Below are 21,585 nucleotides of genomic sequence, written 5' to 3'. Positions count from 1 at the left end.
GCCGGCCGGGTTCAGACCAGGCGAGGGCCGCCCAGCAGCATGGCGGCCGTGGTCAGCGCGGCCGGAACCGTACCGACCGGGCTCGTCTCGGCGAGGTAGCTCAGCCCGGAGAGCGGGCCGGCGATGTGGTTGTCCGTCGGGTCGACGGTGTTGCGGGTGAGGGCGTTGCGCCTGAGGCCCTGCACCGAGCCGGTGACGGACCGCACCTGACCGGTCGGCGCCTGCAGGCTCTTCTGCGGGTCGAGCTTGCCGAGCGCGTCGGCCGCGGCGACCGGCGACACGGGCACCTTCACGGCGGCAGTGGAGTCCGCGGACGCCGTCGCCGCGCTCGCGCCGAGTGCCGCCGAGACGGTGGCGAGGGCGATCAGGGCGCGCCGGGCGTGCGGCTTGGAGGGGGAAGCGTGTCGTGCCATTGCAGTAGTCACCTTGGATTCGCTGAGTAATCAGGTCGACACGAAGGGTAGTTGAGATGTGATGCGCGCACCAAAGCCGACCCGCGGGGTCGGCAGGGCGTACGGAATACGTCAAACTGGTGTCCCGTGAGCATCCATCTCCCCTCCTCCGCCCGCGTCGTGCTGCTCTGCGGCCCCTCGGGCTCGGGCAAGTCCCTTGTCGCCGCCCGCTCCGGCCTCCCCGTGCTGCGCCTCGACGACTTCTACAAGGAGGGCGAGGACCCGACGCTGCCGCTGGTGGCGGGAAGTTCCGACATCGACTGGGACCACCCGGACTCCTGGGACACGGACACCGCCGTCGCCGCGATCGCCGAACTGTGCCGCACCGGCCGTACGAAGGTTCCCGTCTACGACATCTCCCTCTCGGCCCGCACCGGTGAGGAGACCGTCGACATAGGGCGGACCCCGCTGTTCATCGCGGAGGGCATCTTCGCGGCCGAGATCGTCGAGCGCTGCCGGGAGTCGGGGCTGCTGGCCGACGCCCTGTGTCTGAACCGCGGCCCGGTCCGCACCTTCCGCCGCCGCTTCATGCGCGATCTCAAGGAGGGCCGCAAATCGGTCCCGTTCCTGCTGCGCCGCGGCTGGCGCCTGATGCGCCAGGAACGCACGATCATCGCCCGCCAGACCGCCCTCGGCGCCCACGCCTGCGACCGGGACGAGGCCCTCGGCCGGCTGGCCGCGGCCGCGGTGGGCCGGCGCCCCGCGGCGACCCCCACCCGCTGACCGCACCCCCGACAGCGGGAGCACAAAAAAAGCGGGACTGGACGGACCCCCCGGCCCTCCAGTCCCGCTCTCCCCCGTTCCCCCGTGGTGCTTCCCCCGTGAACCCCCGTTGGTCCCCCGTGAGTCCCCCCTCGGTTACCACTCCCCCGTACTTCCCCCGTTACTTGCTTCCCCCCGGCCCTCAGGCGACGAGCTCCCCGAAGGCGTCCTCCTCGTCACGGCCGAAGCTGAGGACCTCGTCCTCGCGCAGCCGACGGAGCGACCGCCAGATGCTGGACTTCACCGTGCCGACACTGATGTCGAGGATCTCCGCGATCTCCGGGTCCGTGCGGCCCTCGTAGTAGCGCAGGACCAGCATGGTGCGCTGGAGTTCGGGGAGGCGGGCGAGCGCCTGCCACAGGACCGCGCGCAGCTCCGTGCCGCGCATCGCGTCCGTGTCGCCGGGCGTCTCCGGCAGCTCCTCGGTCGGGTACTCGTTCAGCTTGCGGCGGCGCCACGCGCTGATGTGCAGGTTCGTCATGGTGCGGCGGAGGTAGCCCCCGACCGCGGCCTTGTCGCTGATCCGGTCCCAGGCCTTGTACGTCGAGAACAGCGCGCTCTGCAGCAGGTCCTCGGCCTCGAAGCGGTCACCGGTCAGGTGGTAGGCGGTGGCGTACAGGGAGGCGCGGCGCTCCTGGACGTAGGCGGTGAACTCCGCCTCCGACAGCGAACGGCGCTCCCCCGTGTCCTCCCTGTACGCGCTTCCCCCGTGCGTTTCCCCCGTGAAGGTGTCAACCACCGTCATGTACGCGGTGTGCTGACGCCCGGTGCCGCGAGCGCACCCCCGCCCGCTCACGGCACCGGACTTCTCGGAACCCCGGCCCCCGTTCACGTCGTGCAGGCGCGTGACCACTGCGCTGGTGCTGGTGCTGTGCAGCATGTTCATCTCGCGCCCCCCGTCGTGGACTTCCGGTGTTCGGCTTGCTCAGGCGGTGGATCTCCGCGATGTCTCGGCGGTGCTTCCTTGCCTGTGCCGAAAAGCTTGCCCTCGCACCTTCATGGCCGTGTCCGCCGACTGTCACAGACCTGTCACAGGGGTCGGCCACAGGGAAGACACAGCGCGGTCACAGAGCAGAGCGGTACGGGCACGCAGGAATACAGGTCCGCAGCAGGAGTCGAAACCCCGCCCCACCATGGGCCAGAATGAGCGCGTGCCTTCCCTGTTGCTGATCGAGGACGACGACGCCATCCGTACGGCCCTGGAGCTGTCTCTTACGCGCCAGGGACACCGGGTTGCCACCGCTGCCACCGGTGAGGACGGTCTGAAGCTCCTTCGCGAGCAGCGGCCGGACCTGATCGTGCTGGATGTGATGCTGCCCGGCATCGACGGGTTCGAGGTCTGCCGGCGCATCCGGCGCACGGACCAGTTGCCGATCATTCTGCTGACCGCGCGCAGCGACGACATCGATGTGGTCGTGGGCCTGGAGTCCGGCGCGGACGACTACGTGGTCAAGCCGATCCAGGGGCGGGTGCTCGACGCCCGGATCCGGGCCGTGCTGCGGCGCGGGGATCGTGAGTCGACCGACGCGGCGAGCTTCGGCAGCCTGGTCATCGACCGCGCGGCGATGACGGTGACGAAGAACGGCGAGGACCTGCAGCTCACCCCGACCGAGCTCAGGCTGCTCCTGGAGCTGAGCCGGCGGCCCGGGCAGGCGCTGTCCCGGCAGCAGCTGCTGCGGCTGGTGTGGGAGCACGACTACCTCGGCGACTCCCGGCTGGTGGACGCGTGTGTCCAGCGGCTGCGTGCCAAGGTCGAGGACGTGCCGTCGTCCCCGACGCTGATCCGTACCGTGCGCGGCGTGGGCTACCGGCTGGACACGCCTCAGTGACCGAAGCGCAAGGGGGGGTTCGCGGCTGGGCCGCGACTCGCAAGGGACATCTTTCACGCCTGCGTTTCACCAGTCTGCGGCTGCGCCTGGTCGTCGTCTTCGGGCTGGTGGCGCTCACCGCGGCCGTGTCCGCGTCCGGGATCGCGTACTGGCTCAACCGCGAGGCCGTGCTCACCCGCACCCAGGACGCGGTGCTCGGCGACTTCCGGCAGGCGATGCAGACCCGGGCCGGTACCCTGACCGCGCACCCCACGCAGGACGAACTGCAGCACACCGCGGGCCAGATGGCGAACAGCAGCCAGCGCTTCAGCGTGCTGCTCGTCGCGCAGGACGCCGACGGCAGGACGGTCTACGGCAGTTCGGGCGGCCTGGACGGCTTCTCGCTGCAGGACGTGCCGAAGTCGCTGCGCGCGGCCGTGACCAAGAAGCAGCAGGTCGACTCGGGGAACAAGTACGCCTACCACCTGTACTGGCAGCGCGTCGTCAGCCACGGCACGCCGTACCTGGTGGCGGGCGCGAGGGTGATCAACGGCGGGGCGACCGGCTACATGCTCAAGTCGCTGGAGCCGGAGGCCAAGGACCTCAACTCCCTCGCCTGGTCGCTGGGGATCGCCACCGGGCTCGCACTGGTCGGCTCGGCGCTGCTCGCGCAGGCCGCCGCCTCGACCGTGCTCAAGCCGGTGCAGCGGCTCGGGGTCGCCGCACGCAGGCTCGGCGAGGGCAAGCTGGACACCCGCCTCAGGGTGTCGGGGACCGACGAACTCGCCGATCTGTCACGGACGTTCAACTACGCGGCGGAGGCGCTGGAGAAGCGGGTCGAGGACATGGCCGCGCGGGACGAGGCGTCCCGGCGGTTCGTCGCCGACATGAGTCATGAACTCCGTACGCCGCTCACCGCGATCACCGCCGTGACGGAGATCCTGGAGGAGGAGCTAGAGGCGGACTCCGGGTCGATGGACCCGATGATCGAACCCGCCGTACGGCTGGTCGTCAGCGAGACCCGGCGGCTCAACGACCTCGTCGAGAACCTGATGGAGGTCACCCGCTTCGACGCGGGCACCGCACGGCTGGTCCTGGACGACGTCGACCTCGCCGACCAGATCACCGCCTGCATAGACGCCCGGGCCTGGCTGGACGCGGTGGACCTGGACGCCGAGCGCGGCATCCACGCCCGTCTCGACCCACGCCGCCTGGACGTGATCCTCGCCAACCTGATCGGCAACGCGCTCAAGCACGGCGGGTCGCCGGTGCGGGTCTCGGTGCGTCCCGAGGACGACGAGATCGTGATCGCCGTCCGGGACCACGGGCCGGGGATCCCCGAGGACGTCCTGCCACACGTCTTCGACCGCTTCTACAAGGCGAGCGCCTCCCGCCCGCGCTCCGAGGGCAGCGGCCTGGGCCTGTCCATCGCCCTGGAGAACGCCCATATCCACGGCGGTGAGATCACCGCCGCCAACTCCCCCGACGGCGGTGCGGTGTTCACACTGCGGCTGCCGCGGGACGCGTCCGCGCTGACGGAGGAGTCCGACAAGGACACGGGCAAGAACGGGAACGCCTCATGACCGGACGACGTCTCCTGGCGTTCCCCTTTTGCGTCGGCATGGCCGCGCTGATCACCGGCTGCGGCATCCGGCCCACCGAGGTGCCCACGGACTTCGGGGCGGCGCCCTCCCAGGTGCAGTGCTCGCCGGCCGAGCCGGACGTCTCGACACGCGCCGCGCGCGGGCTGCCGGTGCAGGTGTTCCTGCTCTGCGGGTCCTCGCTGGTCGCCGTGGACCGGACGGTACGGGTCCCGGACGGCTCCCCGGACTCGCAGCGGCGGGTGCTGGTGGCGCAGGGCCTGCTCGACCAGCTCGCGGCGACGCCGTCGGCCGCCGAGAAGGAGGCCGGGTACACCACGGACGTACGCGGCGGCATGACCGTGAGCGGCCCCCGCCCCGGCGACCCCGACGACACACTCCGGCTGAGCAACCCGCCCGGCGACCTCACGTCCTTCGCGCTGGCCCAGCTCGTCTGCACGTTCTCCGACTCGGCTGCGGCCGAGGGCGACGGCTCGGTCATCCTCGGCGGCCCCGGCAAGGAGCCGCTGCGCCGCTACGCGTGCACGGACGAGGTCCGCTCCCGCCCGGGCACGGAGCAGCCGCCGTCCAGCACGGTTACGGGCGGCTGACATACGGGTGTGACCCGCAGGGGCTGAGGCGCCCCGGAGGTGAACGGGCCATGAAAGGGGCGTGTGGCGGAGGCCTCGTACAGGTACCTCCGGGCAAGCCGGAACCGATCCTGCCGCACGCGGCGTCTACGGGGTCGTGCAGCGTCAAGGCTCCATCGGCGGCAACGCCGCGATCCGCATCCGTGTGACAGGGGGTGTCCTCCTTGTCGCACACCTCGCGTTCGTCGCCTGGCTCACGCTGCGCCCGCTGGATGTGCCCTGGGTGATGCCCCCCAACCTGCATCCGTTCGCCGGGATACGCGCCGACCTGGCCCTGGGCCGGCCGGAGGCGGTCCGCCGCATCGGCGAGGGCGTCGGCCTCCTCGCACCGCTCGGCGTACTGCTCCCGATGGCGCACGGCAGGCTGTGGGCCGTCCCGTTCGCCTCTTTCGTCCGTACGGTCGCCGCGGGCGCGCTGGTCTCCGCGGGCATCCTCCTGCTGCAGACCGGGGTGCCCGGCCGGGTCCCGGACATCGACTCGCTGCTGCTGAACACCGTGGGTGTGGCCCTCGCCCACCTTGCGGTCGTCCCCGCGGCCCGCTCCTGGCTCCGCCGCAGGTCCGAGCGGAAGGAGAGCGCGGCCATCCGCCAGGAGGAAGCGGTTCAGGGTCGAACCCCGACGTTTCCCAGGGTCGGGATCGCACCGTAGAGCGACGCTTTGCCCCCTTCGTCTCCGTAGCGTTGAAGGCAGATGAGGAAGCCACCCAGAAGCCCCTCCTCCCCCACTCTCGACTTCGCTCGAGCGGGGGACCGTCATCGCTCACGAAGGAGCCGCACATGTCCGCCCTCGTCCGCCCCACCCACGGCCGCATAATCGGCGGCGTGTGCGCCGGTCTGGCGCGGCGCTTCGGCACCTCCGCGACCACCATGCGCGTGATCTTCCTGCTGTCCTGTCTGCTGCCGGGCCCGCAGTTCCTGCTCTACATAGCCCTGTGGATCCTGCTGCCCTCGGAGGAGAAGGCCGCCCGCACCGCCTGGTGAGCCCCTTTTCGCAGATACGCCGATGGGGCGCACCCCCCGGGCGCGGGGGGTGCGCCCCATCGGCGCGTTCGCGAGGCGGCGCCTCAGCCGATCGGCATGCCGTTCACGGGCAGGCCGCGCGTGGGCAGGCTCGACTGCACCGGCAGACCGCCGAGCAGCCCGGCGACCGGCGCGGACCCGTCGGTGAGCGCACCGGCCGACGGCTGCACGGAGGACAGTCCGCGTTCGAGGGCGGGCTTGCCCTGGGCCACCGCCGCCTGGGCGCCCGGCAGCGCCTGGGAGACGTTCTGCGCCGGGAGCGCGCTGGTGACGGAGCCCAGCGTGCCGGTGGCGTCCGGGAGCGCCGGGGCCGCGTTCGCGGCGCCCGCGCCCGTGGCGGCGAAGGCGGCACCCAGAGCGGCGACACCGAGGGTCTTGGCAGCAGACTGCTTCATGAAATGCATCCTCGAAATGGGGTTGCGGAAATGTGAGCGGTGTCTCGACCGTAAACACGGGCACCCGCCCGCCGCAAACATCGAAATGGGGACGGGTTGTGAATACCCGTCCCCATTCCATACACCCCCATATCCCCGGTTACTCTTCCGAGGGCACAGAACCGCTGATGGAAGCGGTTTGCTGGAACAGCCATTCGGACTTCAGCTCGGCATACCCGGGCTTGATCACGTCATTGATCATCGCCAGTCGTTCATCGAAAGGAATGAACGCTGATTTCATCGCATTGACGGAGAACCACTGCATGTCGTCGAGCGAATAACCGAAGGCGTCGACAAGGTGCTCGAATTCCCGGCTCATACTCGTGCCGGACATGAGTCGATTGTCCGTATTCACGGTCGCACGGAAGTGCAGTCGACGCAGCAGCCCGATCGGGTGTTCGGCGTAGGACTGAGCGGCACCGGTCTGGAGGTTGGAACTGGGGCACAGTTCGAGCGGGATGCGCTTGTCCCGTACGTACGAGGCGAGCCGCCCGAGCTTCACCGAGCCGTCGGCGTGCACCTGGATGTCGTCGATGATGCGCACACCGTGCCCGAGCCGGTCGGCGCCGCACCACTGCAGGGCCTGCCAGATGGACGGCAGCCCGAAGGCCTCACCGGCGTGGATGGTGAAGTGGTTGTTCTCCCGCTTCAGATACTCGAAGGCGTCGAGGTGCCGGGTGGGCGGGTAACCGGCCTCGGCGCCCGCGATGTCGAAGCCCACCACACCCAAGTCCCGGTAGCGGTTGGCGAGTTCGGCGATCTCCAGGGCACGCGCGGCGTGCCGCATGGCGGTCAGCAGGGCGCCCACACGGATCCGGTGACCGCTCTGCCGCGCGAGCCGCTCCCCTTCCCGGAAGCCCTCGTTGACGGCCTCGACGACCTCCTCGAGGGCCAGCCCGCCCTCCAGGTGCTGCTCGGGGGCGTACCGCACCTCGGCGTAGACGACCCCGTCCTCGGCGAGGTCCTCGGCGCACTCGCGCGCGACCCGGACGAGCGCGTCCCGGGTCTGCATCACGCCGACGGTGTGGGAGAAGGTCTCCAAGTACCGCTCCAGCGAACCGGAGTCGGCGGCCTCCCGGAACCAGACGCCGAGCTTGCCGGAGTCGGTCTCGGGGAGGCGGTCATAGCCCGCGTCGCGGGCGAGTTCGACGATCGTCCCCGGGCGGAGGCCGCCGTCGAGGTGGTCGTGCAGCAGAACCTTCGGCGCCCGGCGGATCTGCTCCGGCGTCGGGGTGTTCGAGATGGTCTGGCTCGTCATTTCCGCACTCTACCTCCTACGCGCGTAGATCACGCGGTGTACAACTCTGTCGATACGTAACGGTGACCGCATGGACGGGGCACGTACACCCGCGCTTCTGACACTGTTCTGTCATGGCACACCAAGCGACGCCGGTTCGACGGGCCCGGCTGGGGAGGGCACTCGGCCCGGAACCGACGGCGGTGAGCGGAGTGGTTCTGCTGCTCCCCGGCGGCGACGAGGAGTCGGCCCGCAGACCGTCCCCCGTGCTGGCGACCGCCTCCGTCCGCGCGCTGGGCCGCCGGCTGGCCCGCGCCGGGCGGGAGGAGGGCCTCGCCACCCACGTCGTCCACTACCGCTACCGCGGCTGGAACGGCAGCGAGGCCCATCTGGCACAGGACGCCTCCTGGGCCGCGGACGAAGCCGTACGGCGCTACGGCGACGTCCCCGTCTGCCTCGCCGGCTTCGGCATGGGCGGCCGGGCCGCACTGCGCGCGGGCGGGCACGAGGCCGTCAACTCCGTGCTGGCGATGGCGCCTTGGCTGCCCGAGGAGGACGTGGCGGCTTCGCCCGAACCGGTGAAGCAGCTGGCGGGGCGGCGTGTGCTGATCGTTCATGGAACGAATGACGAGCGGACCGACCCCGAGTTGTCGTTCCGGCTGGCGGCGCGGGCGAAGAAGGCGAACCGGGACGTGTGCCGGTTCGAAGTGCACTCCGACGGTCATGGGTTGCATCAGTACCGGAGCGAAGTGCACGCGCTGGCGGAGGACTTCGTGATGGGGGCGCTGTTCGGGCGGTCGTTCTCGCGGCCGGTGGAGGATGCGCTGGCGGCTCCGCCGCCGTTGGGGTTGCGGATGCCGTTGGCTGCCGGTTTTGGCAAGTCGCTGCGCCGGTGAGAGCTCGGGGGTTCGGGTTCGTTGCGGGGTGCGGCTTGTACGTGGCTTGTCGCGCAGTTCCCCGCGCCCCTTCGAGGGCGCTGCCGCTTACGTAGGCAGCAAGTTGCCCCTTCGCGAGAGCAGGAACTTCTTGAAGGCGGCCACGGGGGGTGTGTCCGGGTGGCCGTCGAGCCAGGCGACGCCGATTTCTCTTGCCGCTCTCGGGGCCGTGACCGTGAGTTCCACAACTCCCGGGCGCGGGAAGGCGGGTGGGGGCAGGAGGGCTACTCCGAGGCCTGCTGCCACCAAGCCCCGTAGGGTCTCCGCTTCTTCCCCCTCGAAGGCGATCCTCGGCCGGAAGCCGGCCTCCCTGCACAGGGCGTCCGTGATGAGGCGCATGCCGTAACCCGGTTCGAGGGTCACGAAGGTTTCGTCCGCTGCTTCGGCCAGGCGGATGCGGCGGCGGGACGCGAGGGGGTGGTCGGCGGGGACGACCAGCCGGAGTTTCTGTTCGTCGAGGCGGCGGGCGACCAGGTCGGGGGCGTCGGGGACCGGGGAGGTCAGACAGAGGTCGAGTTCGCCCGCGCGCAGCTTCTCCAGCATCGCCTCGCCGTAGTTCTGGACGAGGCTGAAGCGGACGCGGGGGTGGTCGGCCCGGAAGGCGTGGATGAGGCCGGGGACCGTTTCGGCACCCATGGTGTGCAGGAAACCGAAGGCGACCTTGCCGGTGGCCGGGTCGGCGTCGGCGCGGACCTCCTCGGCGGCGCGCTCGATCTCGGCGAGGGCACGTTCGACGGAGCCGAGGAAGGTGCGGCCGGCCGGGGTGAGGGAGACGGTGCGGCCGCGGCGGGCGAACAGGTCGACGCCCAGGTCCTGCTCCAGCCGGACCATGGCCCGGGAGAGGGTGGACTGCGGGACCTGCATCTCCTGGGCGGCGCGCGTGACGTGCTCGGTGCGGGCGACACCGGCGAAGTGGGCGAGGCGCGGGGCGAGCAGCGTAACGATGTCCTCGGTGTCTTTTATGTCACTGGACGGTGACAGACGAGCTTGTGACCTCTGCTGATGCACCATGGGAACGATTATGGCGATTCCATGCATTGGACGGATGAGCAGGGCCGTACGTAGCTTCGAGGCATGTCTCCCGCCAGTACCGGGGCGTCCACCGTCGTGGGCGCCGCATCCGCTGTCCCCGTCGTCCCTGCCGCCCCTGCCGTCGATTCCCGTATGACGCCGGGCGGCCCCGGCTACCGCCGGATGAGCTTCGCGCTCTTCCTCGCGGGGGTCGCGACCTTCGCGCTGCTCTACTCCACTCAGGCCCTGCTGCCGCTGATCTCCGGCGAGTTCGGGGTGGCGGCGAGTGCGGCGAGCTGGACCGTGGCGGCGGCGACCGGTGGCCTCGCGGTGTTCGTCCTTCCGATGAGTGCGCTGTCGGAGCGGTTCGGGCGCCGTACGGTCATGACGGGCTCGCTGGCGGTCGCGGTGACGGTCGGGCTCCTGGTCCCGTTCGCGCCCTCGCTGCCCGCTCTGGTCGTGCTGCGGGCGGTGCAGGGGGCTGCGCTGGCCGGGCTCCCGGCGTCGGCGACCGCGTACCTCGCCGAAGAGGTCCGGCCGAAGGCGCTGGTCACGGCGATCGGGCTGTTCGTCGCGGGCAACAGTGTCGGCGGGATGAGCGGCCGGGTCATCACCGGGTGGGTCGCGCAGGAGTGGGGCTGGCGGGTCGCGGTCGGTGTGATCGGGGCGATCGCGGTGGTGTGCGCGGTGGCGTTCCGGCTGCTGCTGCCCGCTCCGCGCCACTTCAGGGCGGGCTCGCTGCGGCCGCGGGTCCTGGCCCGTACGGTCCGCGACCACCTGTCGAACCCGCTGCTGCGCCGGCTGTACGCGATCGGTGCGCTGTTCATGATGGTGTTCGGCGGGGTGTACACGGTGATCGGTTACCGCCTGACGGAAGCGCCGTTCTCGCTGCCGCAGGGCATCATCGGGTCGATCTTCCTGGTGTACCTGGTGGGTACGGTGTCCGCGTCCACCGCCGGGCGGCTGGTGGGGCGGCTGGGCCGCCGTGGATCGCTGTACCTGGCGGGCGGTACGACGGCGACGGGCCTGGCCCTGACCCTCGCGGGGTCGCTCGTGCCGGTGCTGCTGGGGCTGGTGCTGATCACCGCGGGGTTCTTCGCCGGGCATGCGGTCGCGTCGTCGGCGGTGAGCAAGACGGCGACGACGGGTCGTGCGCAGGCTTCCGCCCTGTACCAGTCTGCGTACTACGTCGGGTCGAGCGCGGGCAGCACGATCGGGGCGCTGGCCTTCCACGCCGGGGGCTGGGCCGGGACGGTGCTGGTCGGCCTGCTGGCGGTGCTGGGGGTCGTGACGATCACGGTGTTCGGGACGCGGGCGGCACGGGTCGCTGCACGACGGGCCCCGGTACCGGTGCACTGACTTTCCTGGCCGGACGGGGCTTGGTTTTTTCAGCCCGTCCGGCGTTCGAGGACGAGGCCGTTCAGGCCGATCGGGGGTCCAGGGGGCGGAGCCCCCTGGCGACGGGACCCCCACCCACCTGCACATTCCTCCGCTCGGCACGCCATTGTCAGTGCCCTGCGCTAGCTTCGGACGTGCTGGGCGCAAAGGCGCGACACAGAACGGCCACAGGGGTGGGTGGACCATGACGACAGACCTCGACGTCAGGCTCGAGAAACACCGCGTCGAGCTGACCGGCTACTGCTACCGCATGCTCGGCTCCTCCTTCGAGGCCGAGGACGCGGTACAGGACACGATGGTCCGCGCCTGGCGCAGTTACGAGAAGTTCGAGGGCCGCTCCAGCCTCCGCTCCTGGCTGTACCGCATCGCGACGAACGTCTGCCTGGACATGCTGACCGCCGGCAACAAGCGCGCCCGCCCGATGGACCTGAGCGAGTCGACGCCCCTCGCCCGGGCCGCCCTCTCCCCCCGCCCGGACAGCACCTGGCTCGAGCCGATGCCGGACGCCCGGGTGCTGCCGACCGTCGAGGACCCGGCGGAGGCCGCCGTCGCCAAGGAGTCCGTGCGGCTCGCCTTCATGGCGGCCCTGCAGCAGCTGCCCGCCAAGCAGCGCGCGGTGCTCATCCTGCGTGAGGTCCTCGCGTGGAAGGCCAGTGAGGTCGCCGAGCTGCTCGACACCTCGGTGGCGTCGGTCAACAGCGCCCTGCAGCGGGCCCGGGCAACGCTCGCCGAGCGCGAGCAGGGAGACAAGGCGGCGGCCGCGGCCGTCTCCGACCCTCTCGACGAGGAGCAGCGCAAGCTCCTGGACCGCTATGTGGCGGCCTTCGAGGGCTACGACATGACCGCGCTGACGGCGTTGCTGCACGAGGACGCCGTGATGACGATGCCGCCGTTCGACCTGTGGCTGACGGGCCATGACGACATCACGGGCTTCATGACGACCCTGGGCTCCGCCTGCGAGGGCTCCCGGCTGCTGCCGGTCCAGGTCAACGGCCTGCCTGGATTCGCCCAGTACAAGCCGGACCCGGAGAAGGGCGGCTTCACCCCGTGGGCGGTGCAGGTGCTGGAGATATCAGACGGCGGGCTCACCGGGTTCCACTTCTTCCTCGACACCCAGCGCTGGTTCCCGCTGTTCGGCCTGCCCCTCCACCTCGAAGCGGAGCCCGACCAGGTCGAGGAGGGCGTGTAAGGACGGGGCGGGATCGCGCAGCCGGATCCGGCCCCCGGCCCGCCGGGCGGCCAGCTCCAGCCGCGCCAGCAGATCCACGGCACCCAGCCCCGGCGGCCCTATGGCGGCGACGTCGACCACCACGGCCCCGGCACCGGAGGCCTCCAGCAGCGCCCGTACGTCTTCGCACAGCCCGCTCACCTCGTCACGGGTGACGGGGCCTGGCAGCACGAGTACGGCGGGTGTCATGGCATCCACGAGCGGTAGACCGGACGGACGGGCGGAACTCATCGCGGCGGATCCGCCTGCCCGGTGGGTCCTCCGACCGAGATCACATTGACCTGCCGTCCTCCTCCCCCGGAGGGTTGGGTGTATGCCGCAAGCATCAGCACCACCCCGGACACCCGACGGCCTCCTCCCCGTCGAGGGGGCACCGTGCAGGGAGTGCTGACGGGCTTCGCGGTCATCGCGGTCGTCATCGGGGTGGGCTACGTCATCGGACGGCAGGGGCATCTCGGCGAACACGGGCGCGAGGTGCTCACGAAGCTGGCCTTCCATGTGGCGTCCCCGGCGCTGCTGTTCACCACGCTCGCGCGGGCCGACCTGTCGGTGATCTTCTCCAGCCGGCTGCTGGTGACGGCCATGAGCACAGCAGCAGCGGCCGGTGTCTTCGTCGCGGTCGGTGTCGTACGGGGCTGGAGTGTGGGCCGTACGACGATCGGCGCCCTGTGCTCCAGTTACGTCAACTCGGGCAACCTCGGCATCCCGATCGCGGTGTATGTGCTGGGCGACGCCTCGCTGGTGGCGCCGGTGCTGCTGTTCCAGATCATCGCGGTCACGCCGATCGCCCTGACGGTCCTGGACCTGTCCGGCAAGGGCGAGAAGGGCCCGTTGTGGCTCCGGCTGCTCACGCCGCTGCGCAACCCGATCGCGGTCGGCTCACTGGCCGGAGTGGCCGTCTCGGCGCTCGGCGTGAAGGTCCCGGCTCCCGTCATGGACCCCCTGACCCTGATCGGCAACATGTCCGTCCCGGCGGTCCTGCTGGCCTTCGGCATCTCCCTGTGCGGCAGCACGATGCCGGGGCGTGGTGCCGACCGGTTCCCCGTGTTCCTGTCGGTCGCACTGAAGGCGGTGGGCCAGCCGGTGGCTGCCTGGTCGCTGGCGGCGGGGGTGTTCGGGCTGCACGGCCACCAACTCCTCGACGTGGTGGTGACGTCGGCGCTTCCGGCGGCGCAGAACCTGTACACGTACGCCAGTCGGTATCGGGTGGCGGAGGGGTTGGCGCGGGACTCGATCCTGGTGTCGACGGTTTTGTCAGTGCCGGTGCTGGTGGTCGTGGCGGCGCTGCTGGGCTGAGGACCTCAGCTCAGCGGGAAGATGCCTGTGTCCAGGACCAACTTGAAGGGTGCGGGCAGCGTCAGTTCCTCGCCATATTCCACCGAAGCGAGGACTCGATAGGTGCCGCTCTGCGGTTCTCCGTAGAGCGTCGCCGTGGGACGCCCCGACTGCCACGCATCCAGCAGGAGGTACAGAGGTACACCGGCGACAGCGTAACCATGCGCCTTCTTGATGCGGTCGTGGTTCGCATTGCTCTTCGACGTAACCTCTACGACGAGTTCGGCTTCCCCCGCATGCACGCGCGTTCCGCGGCGCAGAGCGGCCCTCGGCACCACGCACAGGTCGGGCATGAAGAGGCCGCCCGTCTCAGGGCATGCAAGACCGAGAGTCTGATAGACCCCCCAGTCGCAGCCGGGAGGCCGTGCGCCGTACAAGAGCTAGTGAAGCAGCTCAGCGGTGTCGTTGTGTTCTTCGGACGGCGGAGGCGACACGGTGACGATCCCTTCGATGATCTCCACCTTGCTGCCCTCGGGAGCGTCCGTCTCCTCCCAGACACGGACGAGTTCGTGCCAGTCCGTGTCCCCAGGGGATCCGGACTCGGCGGCGAGTGCGCTCATGGCGGTCTCCAATCGGTCGTCACCGATCCCCAGCATGCCGAACGGGACCGGCGGAGGTCCACCGATCCCGTTCACCCGAAGGAGGGCCGCACCCTTCAGCGGCCTCCGGCCGCGGGCCTGGTCAGGCGATACGTTCCAGCACCACCGGCGACGCCGAGAACTGCTCCCCCGCCGCCCCGATGTCGTAAGACCCCTCCACCGCCTGCAGCGCGTACTCGAAGCGCTCAGGGGTGTCGGTGTGCAGGGTCAGCAGGGGCTGGCCCTCGGTCACGATGTCGCCCGGCTTGGCGTGCAGCTCGACGCCCGCGCCCGCCTGCACCGGGTCCTCCTTGCGGGCGCGGCCCGCGCCGAGGCGCCAGGCGGCGACGCCGATGCCGTAGGCGTCGAGGCGGGTCAGGACGCCCGAGGACGGGGCCTTGATGACGTGCTGCTCGCGCGCCACCGGCAGCTGCGCGTCCGGGTCGCCGCCCTGGGCCGCGATCATGCGGCGCCAGACGTCCATCGCGGAGCCGTCGGCCAGGGCCTTCGCCGGGTCGGCGTCCTTCACGCCGGCCGCGTCCAGCATTTCGCGGGCCAGGGCGATGGTCAGCTCCACCACGTCCGACGGGCCGCCGCCCGCCAGGACCTCGACCGACTCGCGGACTTCGAGGGCGTTGCCCGCCGTCAGGCCCAGCGGGGTCGACATGTCCGTCAGCAGCGCGACCGTCTTCACGCCGTGGTCCGTGCCAAGACCCACCATCGTGGAGGCGAGTTCCCGCGCGTCCTCGATCGTCTTCATGAAGGCGCCCGTGCCCACCTTCACGTCCAGGACCAGGGAGCCGGTGCCTTCGGCGATCTTCTTGGACATGATCGAGGAGGCGATCAGCGGGATCGCCTCGACCGTGCCGGTCACGTCCCGGAGGGCGTACAGCTTCTTGTCCGCGGGGGCCAGTCCGTCGCCCGCCGCGCAGATCACCGCGCCGGTGGTGTCGAGGACGTTCAGCATCTCCTCGTTCGACAGCAGCGCGCGCCAGCCGGGGATCGACTCCAGCTTGTCCAGGGTGCCACCGGTGTGGCCGAGGCCGCGGCCCGACAGCTGCGGAACGGCCGCTCCGCAGGCCGCGACCAGGGGCGCCAGCGGGAGGGTGATCTTGTCGCCGACGCCGCCCGTCGAGTGCTTGTCGGCCGTGGGGCGGGACAGGGACGAGAAGTCCATGCGCTCGCCGGAGGCGATCATCGCTGCGGTCCAGCGGGCGATCTCACGGCGGTTCATGCCGTTGAGGAGGATGGCCATGGCGAGCGCGGACATCTGCTCGTCGGCGACCTCCCCGCGGGTGTACGCGTCGATGACCCAGTCGATCTGCTCGTCGCTGAGCTCACCGCGGTCCCGCTTGGTGCGGATGACGGAGATGGCGTCCATGGCCATGGGGTGCGTTCCTTCCGAGGTTCATGGAAGTGTGCGGCCCCTCCGCTCGAAGGGTTCAAGCCGGAGGGGCCGTACGGGAGTTACTTGGTGAGATGGTCCGGGCCGAAGGCCTGGGGAAGCATCTCCGACAGGGGCAGGATGCCCGCCGGTGTCTCCAGCAACAGGTCGGGGCCGCCGAACTCGTACAACAGCTGACGGCAGCGGCCGCACGGGACGAGGATCTCGCCGCGGCCGTCCACGCACGTGAAGTGCGTCAGGCGCCCGCCGCCGGTCCGCTGCAGCTCCGAGACCAGCCCGCACTCGGCGCACAGGCCGAGGCCGTAGGAGGCGTTCTCGACGTTGCAGCCGGTGACCGTACGGCCGTCGTCGACCAGGGCGGCGACCCCGACCGGGAAGCCCGAGTAGGGGGCGTACGCGTGGGACATGGCCTCGCGGGCCAGCTCCCGCAGCGCCTCCCAGTCGACGGCGGCCCGCGGGGTCACTTGCCCTGGCCCTTCCGGTAGCGCATGCCGTCCGCCTTGGGCATCCGCAGCCGCTGCGCGGACAGCGACAGCACCAGCAGGGTGACGACGTACGGGGTGGCGCCCACGAAGTCGCTCGGGACCTCGTCGGTGACCAGGTACCAGACCAGGACGCCCGCGCCCACCATCAGGCTGATGCCGCCCTGCCAGTGCGCCTTCTTGTACAGCTTCCAGCCCGCCATCGCCACGAGCAGCACCACCAGCAGGAGCAGCAGGGCGTGGACGGTCTGGCCGCCGTTGCGCAGCTGCAGCGCGTCGGAGTAGCCGAACAGGCCCGCGCCCATGGCGAGGCCGCCGGGCCGCCAGTTGCCGAAGATCATGGCGGCGAGACCGATGTAGCCTCGGCCGCCGGTCTGGCCCTCCAGGTAGGTGTGCGAGGTGACCAGTGCGAGGAAGGCGCCGCCGAGGCCGGCGAGGCCGCCGGAGACGGCGACGGCCGCGTACTTGTACTTGTAGACGTTGACGCCGAGGGACTCCGCGGCAATCGGGTTCTCACCGCAGGAGCGCAGCCGCAGACCGAACGGGGTGCGCCACAGCAGCCACCAGCTGCCGACGAACAGCAGGACGGCGAAGACCGTCACGACGGACAGGTCGGTGACCAGGCCTCCGATGATGCCGGCGAGGTCGGAGATCAGGAACCAGTGGTGGTTCTCGATGGAGTGCAGCCCGCTGGACAGGCCCGGTACGTCGAAGGTGGGCAGCGTGCCGACCGGCGGGGACTGCTTGGGGTTGCCGCCCGCGTCGGCCGCCTTGCCGTTCGTGAAGAACAGCTTGGCGAGGTACTGGGTGGTGCCCAGCGCGAGCAGGTTGACGGCGACACCGGAGACGATGTGGTCGACGCCGAAGGTGATGGTCGCCACCGCGTGCACCAGGCCGCCGAGGACACCGAAGCCGATGCCGCACAGCAGGCCGAGCCACGGGTTGGACTGCCAGCCGATCCAGCCGGCGCCGAAGGTGCCGAGGATCATCATGCCCTCGAGGCCGATGTTGACCACACCGGACCGCTCGGACCACAGACCGGCCAGACCGGCGAGGCCGATCGGCACCGCCAGACCGAGGGCGGCCGAGACCTGGCCCTCCGAGGTGAGCTGATCGGAGCCGGTGATGACGCGGACCGCGGCGACGAGCAGCAGCGCACCGGCGACGATCATGAGGATCTGGCCGAACGAGCGGCCTGAGCGGCCACCAGCGGTGTCCGCCTTGGGAGCCGCGGGGGGCGGCGTGTCGGTCATCGTGGCAGTCATCACGCCACCTCCTGCTTCTGGGTCGTGGCGGCCTGGGCGGCGAGCTCGGCGCCGACCCGCTGCTGCTGGCGCTTGAGGCCGTAGCGGCGTACGAGCTCGTAGGCGATGACGACGCACAGGACGATGACGCCCTGGATGACGCCGAGGATCTCCTTGTCGTACCCCTCGAACTCGAGGTGGTTGGTGGTGCGCTCCAGGAAGCCCCACAGGAGCGCGCCGAGCGCGATGCCGACCGGGTTGTTGCGGCCGAGCAGGGCGATGGCGATACCGGTGAAGCCGATGCCGGTCGGGAAGTCGTTGCTGAACTGGTGACTGTCGTTGAGCAGGGTCGGCATGCCGATCAGACCGGCCACCGCACCCGAGATGACCATGCTGGTGGCGATCATCTTCTTGACGGAGACACCGCTCGCCGTGGCCGCGCTCTCGGACTGGCCGACGGTGCGCAGGTCGAAGCCGAAGCGGGTGCGGCCGAGCACGAACCAGTACGCGACGCCGACGACCACGGCGATGACGATGAAGCCCCACAGCACGCCCGCCGGGCCGGTGTCGATCTGGAAGAAGTACGAGGACTGCGGCAGCGGCTTGGTGGAGATGACCGTGCCGCCGCTCTGCAGCTCGGCGAGCTTCCCCGGCTGCAGCAGGTAGGCGATGATCGCGGTGGCGATCGAGTTCAGCATGATCGTCGAGATGACCTCGCTGACACCCCGGGTCACCTTGAGGATGCCTGCGATGGCCGCCCACAGGGCACCGGTCGCCATGGCGCACAGGATGATCAGCGGGATGGAGATCCAGCCGGGCGTGGTCAGCGCGCCGCCGAGGACCGCGGCGAAGAACGCGGCGATCCGGTACTGGCCGTCGACGCCGATGTTGAACAGGTTCATCCGGAAGCCGATGGCCACCGAGACACCCGCCAGGTAGTACGTCGTCGCCTTGTTGAGGATGTAGACCTGGCTGTCGCTGGCGGAGCCGTAGGTCAGCATGTCGCTGAAGGCGGAGCCCGGGTTCTTGCCGGTGGCGAGGATGACCAGGGCGGTGACGACGAGCGCGGCGACGATCGCCAGCAGCGGCGCCGCGATGCCGAGGAGCAGCCGCTCCTTGTCGATGCGTTGGGTCAGCTTGTTCATCGGGCGTCGTCCTCGTGGTCCTCGGCGGAGTCCTCGGTGTGCTCCAGGTGGCCGGTGGCCGCACCCGTCATGGCGGAGCCCAGCTCCTCGGGGGTGATGGTGGCGGGGTCGGCGTCGGCGACCAGTCGGCCGCGGTACATCACCCGCAGGGTGTCGGACAGGCCGATGAGCTCGTCCAGGTCGGCGGAGATCAGCAGCACGGCCAGGCCCTCGCGGCGGGCCTCGCGGATGTGGTCCCAGATCGCGGCCTGCGCGCCGACGTCCACACCGCGGGTGGGGTGGGCGGCGATCAGCAGCTTGGGCGCGTGGCTCATCTCGCGGCCGACGATCAGCTTCTGCTGGTTGCCGCCGGACAGGGAGGCGGCGGTGACGTCGATGCCGGGGGTGCGGACGTCGTACGCCTGGATGATGCGCTCGGTGTCGGTGCGGGCGGCCTTGATGTCGAGCAGCTGACCGCGGGAGTTGGGCCTCTCGGTGACATGGCCGAGGATGCGGTTCTCCCACAGCGGGGCTTCCAGGAGCAGGCCGTGGCGGTGGCGGTCCTCGGGGATGTAGCCGACGCCGGCCTCGCGGCGGTCGCGGGTCGGGGCGTGGGAGATGTCGGTGCCGTCGAGGCTGATGACGCCGGCGTCCGGGTCCCGGATGCCCATGATCGCCTCGACCAGCTCGGACTGGCCGTTGCCCTCCACGCCTGCGATGCCGAGGACCTCGCCCTTGTGGATGGTGAAGGAGATGTCGTCGAGGATGATCCGCTCGACGCCGTCGAGGTCGGTCTGGGCCAGGCGCAGGCCGTCCAGCTTCAGCAGCGGCACGTCCGTGACCGTGGACTCCTCGGTCTCCGGGGTGGGCAGTTCGCTGCCGACCATCAGCTCGGCGAGCTGCTTGGGGGTGGTGCCGGCCGGCTCGACCGTGCCGACGGTGGTGCCGCGCCGGATGACGGTGATCTCGTCGGCGACGGACAGCACCTCGCCCAGCTTGTGGGAGATGAAGATGACCGTGAGGCCCTCGGCCTTCAGCTCGCGCAGGTTGTCGAAGAGGGCGTCGACCTCCTGCGGCACGAGGACGGCGGTGGGCTCGTCGAGGATGAGGGTCTTGGCGCCGCGGTAGAGGACCTTGAGGATCTCCACGCGCTGGCGGTCGGCGACGCCGAGCTCCTCCAGGAGGACGTCCGGCCGCACGTTCAGGCCGTACGCGTCGGAGATCTCCTTGATCTTCGTACGGGCCTTGGCGCCGATGCCGTACAGCTTCTCCGCGCCCAGGACGACGTTCTCCAGGACGGTGAGGTTGTCGGCGAGCATGAAGTGCTGGTGCACCATGCCGATGCCGCGGGCGATGGCGTCGGCGGGGTTGTGGAAGGTGACCGTCTCGCCGTTCACCGTGATGGTGCCCTCGTCCGGCTGCTGCATGCCGTAGAGGATCTTCATCAGGGTGGACTTGCCGGCGCCGTTCTCACCGCACAGGGCATGGACGGTGCCGGTACGGACGGTGATGTCGATGTCCTTGTTGGCCACGACACCGGGGAATCGCTTGGTGATGCCGCGCAGTTCGACGGCAGCGGGAGGGCTGGACGCGTTGATGGCGCACTCTCCTCGGGGAAAAGGGGCTGCGTAGGGGAGGGCAGGCGTCGGCGACGCTAGCGCGGCAACTCCATGCTACACGCGTAGAGTTGACACATTGTTATGGCTCGGCGAGGGGCTGTGGGAACGCGCCCTCGCCGAGCCGGGGTTCGGCGGGAACCGTCAGGTCACGGGGTGGTCTTGACCTTGACGGTGCCGTCGACGATCTTCTTCTTCGCGGCGTCCAGCTGGGCCTTGATGTCGTCGATGAAGCCACCGCTGGTGGCCAGGCCGACACCGTTCTTGGCGAGCGAGTAGACCTGGTTGCCGGTCAGCGGCTTGCTGTCGTGCACGGACTTGATGAAGTCGTAGACACCGACGTCCACGTTCTTGACCATCGAGGTCAGGATCGAGCTCTTGTAGGCGGCCAGACCCGGGATGTTGTACTGGTCCGAGTCCACGCCGATCGCCCAGGCGCCCTTGGCGCCGTGGACGGCCTCGATGGATCCGTTGCCGGAGGAGCCGGCCGCGGAGTAGATCACGTCGGCGCCGTTGTCGAGCATGCCCTGCGCGGCCGCCTTGCCCTTGTCGGGGCTGGAGAAGCCGGAGGTGTCCGAGCCGTGGGTCAGGTACTGGACGTCGACCTTGACCTTGGGCTTGGTGTCGTGGACACCCTGGACGTAACCCGCCTCGAACTTCTTGATCAGCGGGACGTCCACACCACCGATGAAGCCGACGTGGTCCTTCTTGGTCTTCAGCGCCGCCGCGACACCGGCCAGGTAGGAGCCCTGCTCCTCGGTGAAGGTGATGCTGTCGACGTTCGGGGAGGTCGCGACCGAGTCGATCAGACCGAAGTTGACCTTCGGGAACTGCTTGGCGACCTTGTCGACCGAGGCGGCGTAGGAGAAGCCGACGGCGACGATCGGGTTGTAGCCCGCGCTCGCCAGGTCGGTCAGGCGCTGCTCGCGGTCGGCCTCGGTGTCGGAGGGCTTGGCGGTCAGTTCCTTGATGGAACCGCCGAACGCCTTCTCGGCCTTGTCGGCACCGCGCGCGGCGGAGTCGTTGAAGGAACGGTCACCACGGCCGCCGACGTCGTAGGCCAGACCGATCTTTATGCCCTTGCCGCCGCCGGCCGGAGCGGAGGAGGACGAGTTGTCCTGCTGAGAGGAGGTGCTGCCACATGCAGTGGCAGTCAGTGCGAGAGCTGCGGAAACGACACACGCAGCAGAAAGCTTTGCTACCCGGCGCACGGGAAGGCTCCTTCACCTGACCTGAGCGCCTTGTCGGCGCTTCACGTGAGCACCTTGCCAGTGCTCGGGCCCGGA

The 21,585-nt window shown here is 70.1% G+C and carries 22 protein-coding genes and 1 pseudogene; 10 read left to right on the top strand and 13 right to left on the bottom strand.

Annotated features, from left to right (window positions below; genetic code table 11):
- Nucleotides 1–11: 11 nt before the first annotated feature.
- Nucleotides 12–413, bottom strand: a complete 402-nt coding sequence (locus ACFY1U_RS07830; RefSeq protein WP_390693221.1) for a hypothetical protein — start codon at nucleotides 411–413, stop codon at nucleotides 12–14.
- 126 nt (nucleotides 414–539) lie between these two features.
- Between ACFY1U_RS07830 and ACFY1U_RS07825 the strand changes: the two genes are divergently transcribed.
- On the top strand, nucleotides 540–1,175 hold the full coding sequence (locus ACFY1U_RS07825; RefSeq protein ID WP_390693220.1) for a uridine kinase: 636 nt from the start codon (nucleotides 540–542) through the stop codon (nucleotides 1,173–1,175).
- Nucleotides 1,176–1,356: 181 nt separating this feature from the next.
- Here ACFY1U_RS07825 and ACFY1U_RS07820 read toward each other — a convergent pair whose 3' ends face one another.
- Nucleotides 1,357–2,100: a SigE family RNA polymerase sigma factor gene (locus tag ACFY1U_RS07820; RefSeq protein WP_390693219.1), complete on the bottom strand. Its 744-nt coding sequence runs from the start codon at nucleotides 2,098–2,100 to the stop codon at nucleotides 1,357–1,359.
- A gap of 265 nt (nucleotides 2,101–2,365) precedes the next feature.
- Here ACFY1U_RS07820 and afsQ1 point away from each other — a divergent pair, with 265 nt between their 5' ends.
- From afsQ1 to ACFY1U_RS07795, 5 genes are all read left to right on the top strand, one after another.
- Nucleotides 2,366–3,043, top strand: coding sequence for a two-component system response regulator AfsQ1 (gene afsQ1 / locus ACFY1U_RS07815; RefSeq protein WP_390693218.1), 678 nt, complete (start codon nucleotides 2,366–2,368; stop codon nucleotides 3,041–3,043).
- A complete protein-coding gene (locus ACFY1U_RS07810) occupies nucleotides 3,040–4,605 on the top strand; it encodes an ATP-binding protein (RefSeq protein WP_390693217.1) in 1,566 nt (521 codons plus the stop codon). The genes afsQ1 and ACFY1U_RS07810 overlap by 4 nt, the downstream gene beginning before the upstream one ends.
- Nucleotides 4,602–5,213: a hypothetical protein gene (locus ACFY1U_RS07805; RefSeq protein WP_390693216.1), complete on the top strand. Its 612-nt coding sequence runs from the start codon at nucleotides 4,602–4,604 to the stop codon at nucleotides 5,211–5,213. Before ACFY1U_RS07810 ends, ACFY1U_RS07805 begins: the two co-directional genes overlap by 4 nt.
- A gap of 136 nt (nucleotides 5,214–5,349) precedes the next feature.
- Nucleotides 5,350–5,901 (top strand): VanZ family protein, encoded by a 552-nt coding sequence (locus ACFY1U_RS07800; protein WP_390693215.1) that lies wholly within the window; start codon nucleotides 5,350–5,352, stop codon nucleotides 5,899–5,901.
- 128 nt (nucleotides 5,902–6,029) lie between these two features.
- Nucleotides 6,030–6,233 carry a PspC domain-containing protein gene (locus tag ACFY1U_RS07795; RefSeq protein WP_390693214.1) on the top strand — a complete coding sequence of 68 codons (204 nt, stop codon included), beginning with the start codon at nucleotides 6,030–6,032 and terminating at the stop codon, nucleotides 6,231–6,233.
- A gap of 83 nt (nucleotides 6,234–6,316) precedes the next feature.
- On the opposite strand, the gene ACFY1U_RS07790 is transcribed toward ACFY1U_RS07795, so the two are convergent.
- Together ACFY1U_RS07790 and ACFY1U_RS07785 are read right to left on the bottom strand one after the other, a co-directional pair.
- Nucleotides 6,317–6,667 (bottom strand): ATP-binding protein, encoded by a 351-nt coding sequence (locus tag ACFY1U_RS07790; RefSeq protein WP_390693213.1) that lies wholly within the window; start codon nucleotides 6,665–6,667, stop codon nucleotides 6,317–6,319.
- A gap of 139 nt (nucleotides 6,668–6,806) precedes the next feature.
- Nucleotides 6,807–7,964, bottom strand: a complete 1,158-nt coding sequence (locus ACFY1U_RS07785; protein WP_390693212.1) for an adenosine deaminase — start codon at nucleotides 7,962–7,964, stop codon at nucleotides 6,807–6,809.
- A gap of 113 nt (nucleotides 7,965–8,077) precedes the next feature.
- On the opposite strand from ACFY1U_RS07785, the gene ACFY1U_RS07780 reads away from it, so the two are divergent.
- The gene (locus ACFY1U_RS07780; protein WP_390693211.1) at nucleotides 8,078–8,839 is read left to right on the top strand and encodes a prolyl oligopeptidase family serine peptidase; all 762 of its coding nucleotides are present in this window, start codon (nucleotides 8,078–8,080) and stop codon (nucleotides 8,837–8,839) included.
- A gap of 87 nt (nucleotides 8,840–8,926) precedes the next feature.
- Here ACFY1U_RS07780 and ACFY1U_RS07775 read toward each other — a convergent pair whose 3' ends face one another.
- The gene (locus ACFY1U_RS07775; protein WP_390693210.1) at nucleotides 8,927–9,889 is read right to left on the bottom strand and encodes a LysR substrate-binding domain-containing protein; all 963 of its coding nucleotides are present in this window, start codon (nucleotides 9,887–9,889) and stop codon (nucleotides 8,927–8,929) included.
- A 63-nt stretch (nucleotides 9,890–9,952) separates the two neighbouring features.
- Here ACFY1U_RS07775 and ACFY1U_RS07770 point away from each other — a divergent pair, with 63 nt between their 5' ends.
- Together ACFY1U_RS07770 and ACFY1U_RS07765 are read left to right on the top strand one after the other, a co-directional pair.
- Nucleotides 9,953–11,248, top strand: coding sequence for an MFS transporter (locus ACFY1U_RS07770; protein WP_390693209.1), 1,296 nt, complete (start codon nucleotides 9,953–9,955; stop codon nucleotides 11,246–11,248).
- Nucleotides 11,249–11,471: 223 nt separating this feature from the next.
- Nucleotides 11,472–12,476 carry a sigma-70 family RNA polymerase sigma factor gene (locus ACFY1U_RS07765; protein ID WP_390693208.1) on the top strand — a complete coding sequence of 335 codons (1,005 nt, stop codon included), beginning with the start codon at nucleotides 11,472–11,474 and terminating at the stop codon, nucleotides 12,474–12,476.
- Here ACFY1U_RS07765 and ACFY1U_RS07760 read toward each other — a convergent pair.
- Nucleotides 12,360–12,746 carry an STAS domain-containing protein gene (locus ACFY1U_RS07760; protein ID WP_390693207.1) on the bottom strand — a complete coding sequence of 129 codons (387 nt, stop codon included), beginning with the start codon at nucleotides 12,744–12,746 and terminating at the stop codon, nucleotides 12,360–12,362. The two genes, ACFY1U_RS07765 and ACFY1U_RS07760, sit on opposite strands and share 117 nt — an antisense overlap.
- 144 nt (nucleotides 12,747–12,890) lie before the next feature.
- Between ACFY1U_RS07760 and ACFY1U_RS07755 the strand changes: the two genes are divergently transcribed.
- Entirely contained in the window at nucleotides 12,891–13,811 is a 921-nt protein-coding gene (locus ACFY1U_RS07755) for an AEC family transporter (protein WP_390693206.1), read from the top strand.
- A 5-nt stretch (nucleotides 13,812–13,816) separates the two neighbouring features.
- On the opposite strand, the pseudogene ACFY1U_RS07750 reads toward ACFY1U_RS07755, so the two are convergent.
- From ACFY1U_RS07750 to ACFY1U_RS07720, 7 genes and pseudogenes are all read right to left on the bottom strand, one after another.
- A pseudogene (locus tag ACFY1U_RS07750) lies at nucleotides 13,817–14,410 on the bottom strand (Uma2 family endonuclease).
- A 121-nt stretch (nucleotides 14,411–14,531) separates the two neighbouring features.
- Nucleotides 14,532–15,809 (bottom strand): thymidine phosphorylase, encoded by a 1,278-nt coding sequence (locus ACFY1U_RS07745; RefSeq protein WP_390693668.1) that lies wholly within the window; start codon nucleotides 15,807–15,809, stop codon nucleotides 14,532–14,534.
- 86 nt (nucleotides 15,810–15,895) lie between these two features.
- On the bottom strand, nucleotides 15,896–16,297 hold the full coding sequence (locus ACFY1U_RS07740) for a cytidine deaminase (protein WP_390693205.1): 402 nt from the start codon (nucleotides 16,295–16,297) through the stop codon (nucleotides 15,896–15,898).
- Nucleotides 16,294–17,580 carry an ABC transporter permease gene (locus ACFY1U_RS07735; RefSeq protein ID WP_390693204.1) on the bottom strand — a complete coding sequence of 429 codons (1,287 nt, stop codon included), beginning with the start codon at nucleotides 17,578–17,580 and terminating at the stop codon, nucleotides 16,294–16,296. Before ACFY1U_RS07735 ends, ACFY1U_RS07740 begins: the two co-directional genes overlap by 4 nt.
- Complete coding sequence (locus tag ACFY1U_RS07730) at nucleotides 17,580–18,704, bottom strand: ABC transporter permease (protein ID WP_390693203.1); 1,125 nt, start codon at nucleotides 18,702–18,704, stop codon at nucleotides 17,580–17,582. Before ACFY1U_RS07730 ends, ACFY1U_RS07735 begins: the two co-directional genes overlap by 1 nt.
- Nucleotides 18,701–20,215: an ABC transporter ATP-binding protein gene (locus tag ACFY1U_RS07725; protein WP_390693202.1), complete on the bottom strand. Its 1,515-nt coding sequence runs from the start codon at nucleotides 20,213–20,215 to the stop codon at nucleotides 18,701–18,703. Before ACFY1U_RS07725 ends, ACFY1U_RS07730 begins: the two co-directional genes overlap by 4 nt.
- Before the next feature lie 233 nt (nucleotides 20,216–20,448).
- Nucleotides 20,449–21,510, bottom strand: a complete 1,062-nt coding sequence (locus ACFY1U_RS07720) for a BMP family protein (RefSeq protein ID WP_390693201.1) — start codon at nucleotides 21,508–21,510, stop codon at nucleotides 20,449–20,451.
- Nucleotides 21,511–21,585: the final 75 nt, after the last annotated feature.

Source organism: Streptomyces sp. NPDC001351 (assembly GCF_042896045.1).
GTDB lineage: Bacteria > Actinomycetota > Actinomycetes > Streptomycetales > Streptomycetaceae > Streptomyces.
Note: the sequence above shows the minus strand (reverse complement) of the source record. Positions and strands in the feature narration are given on the sequence as shown.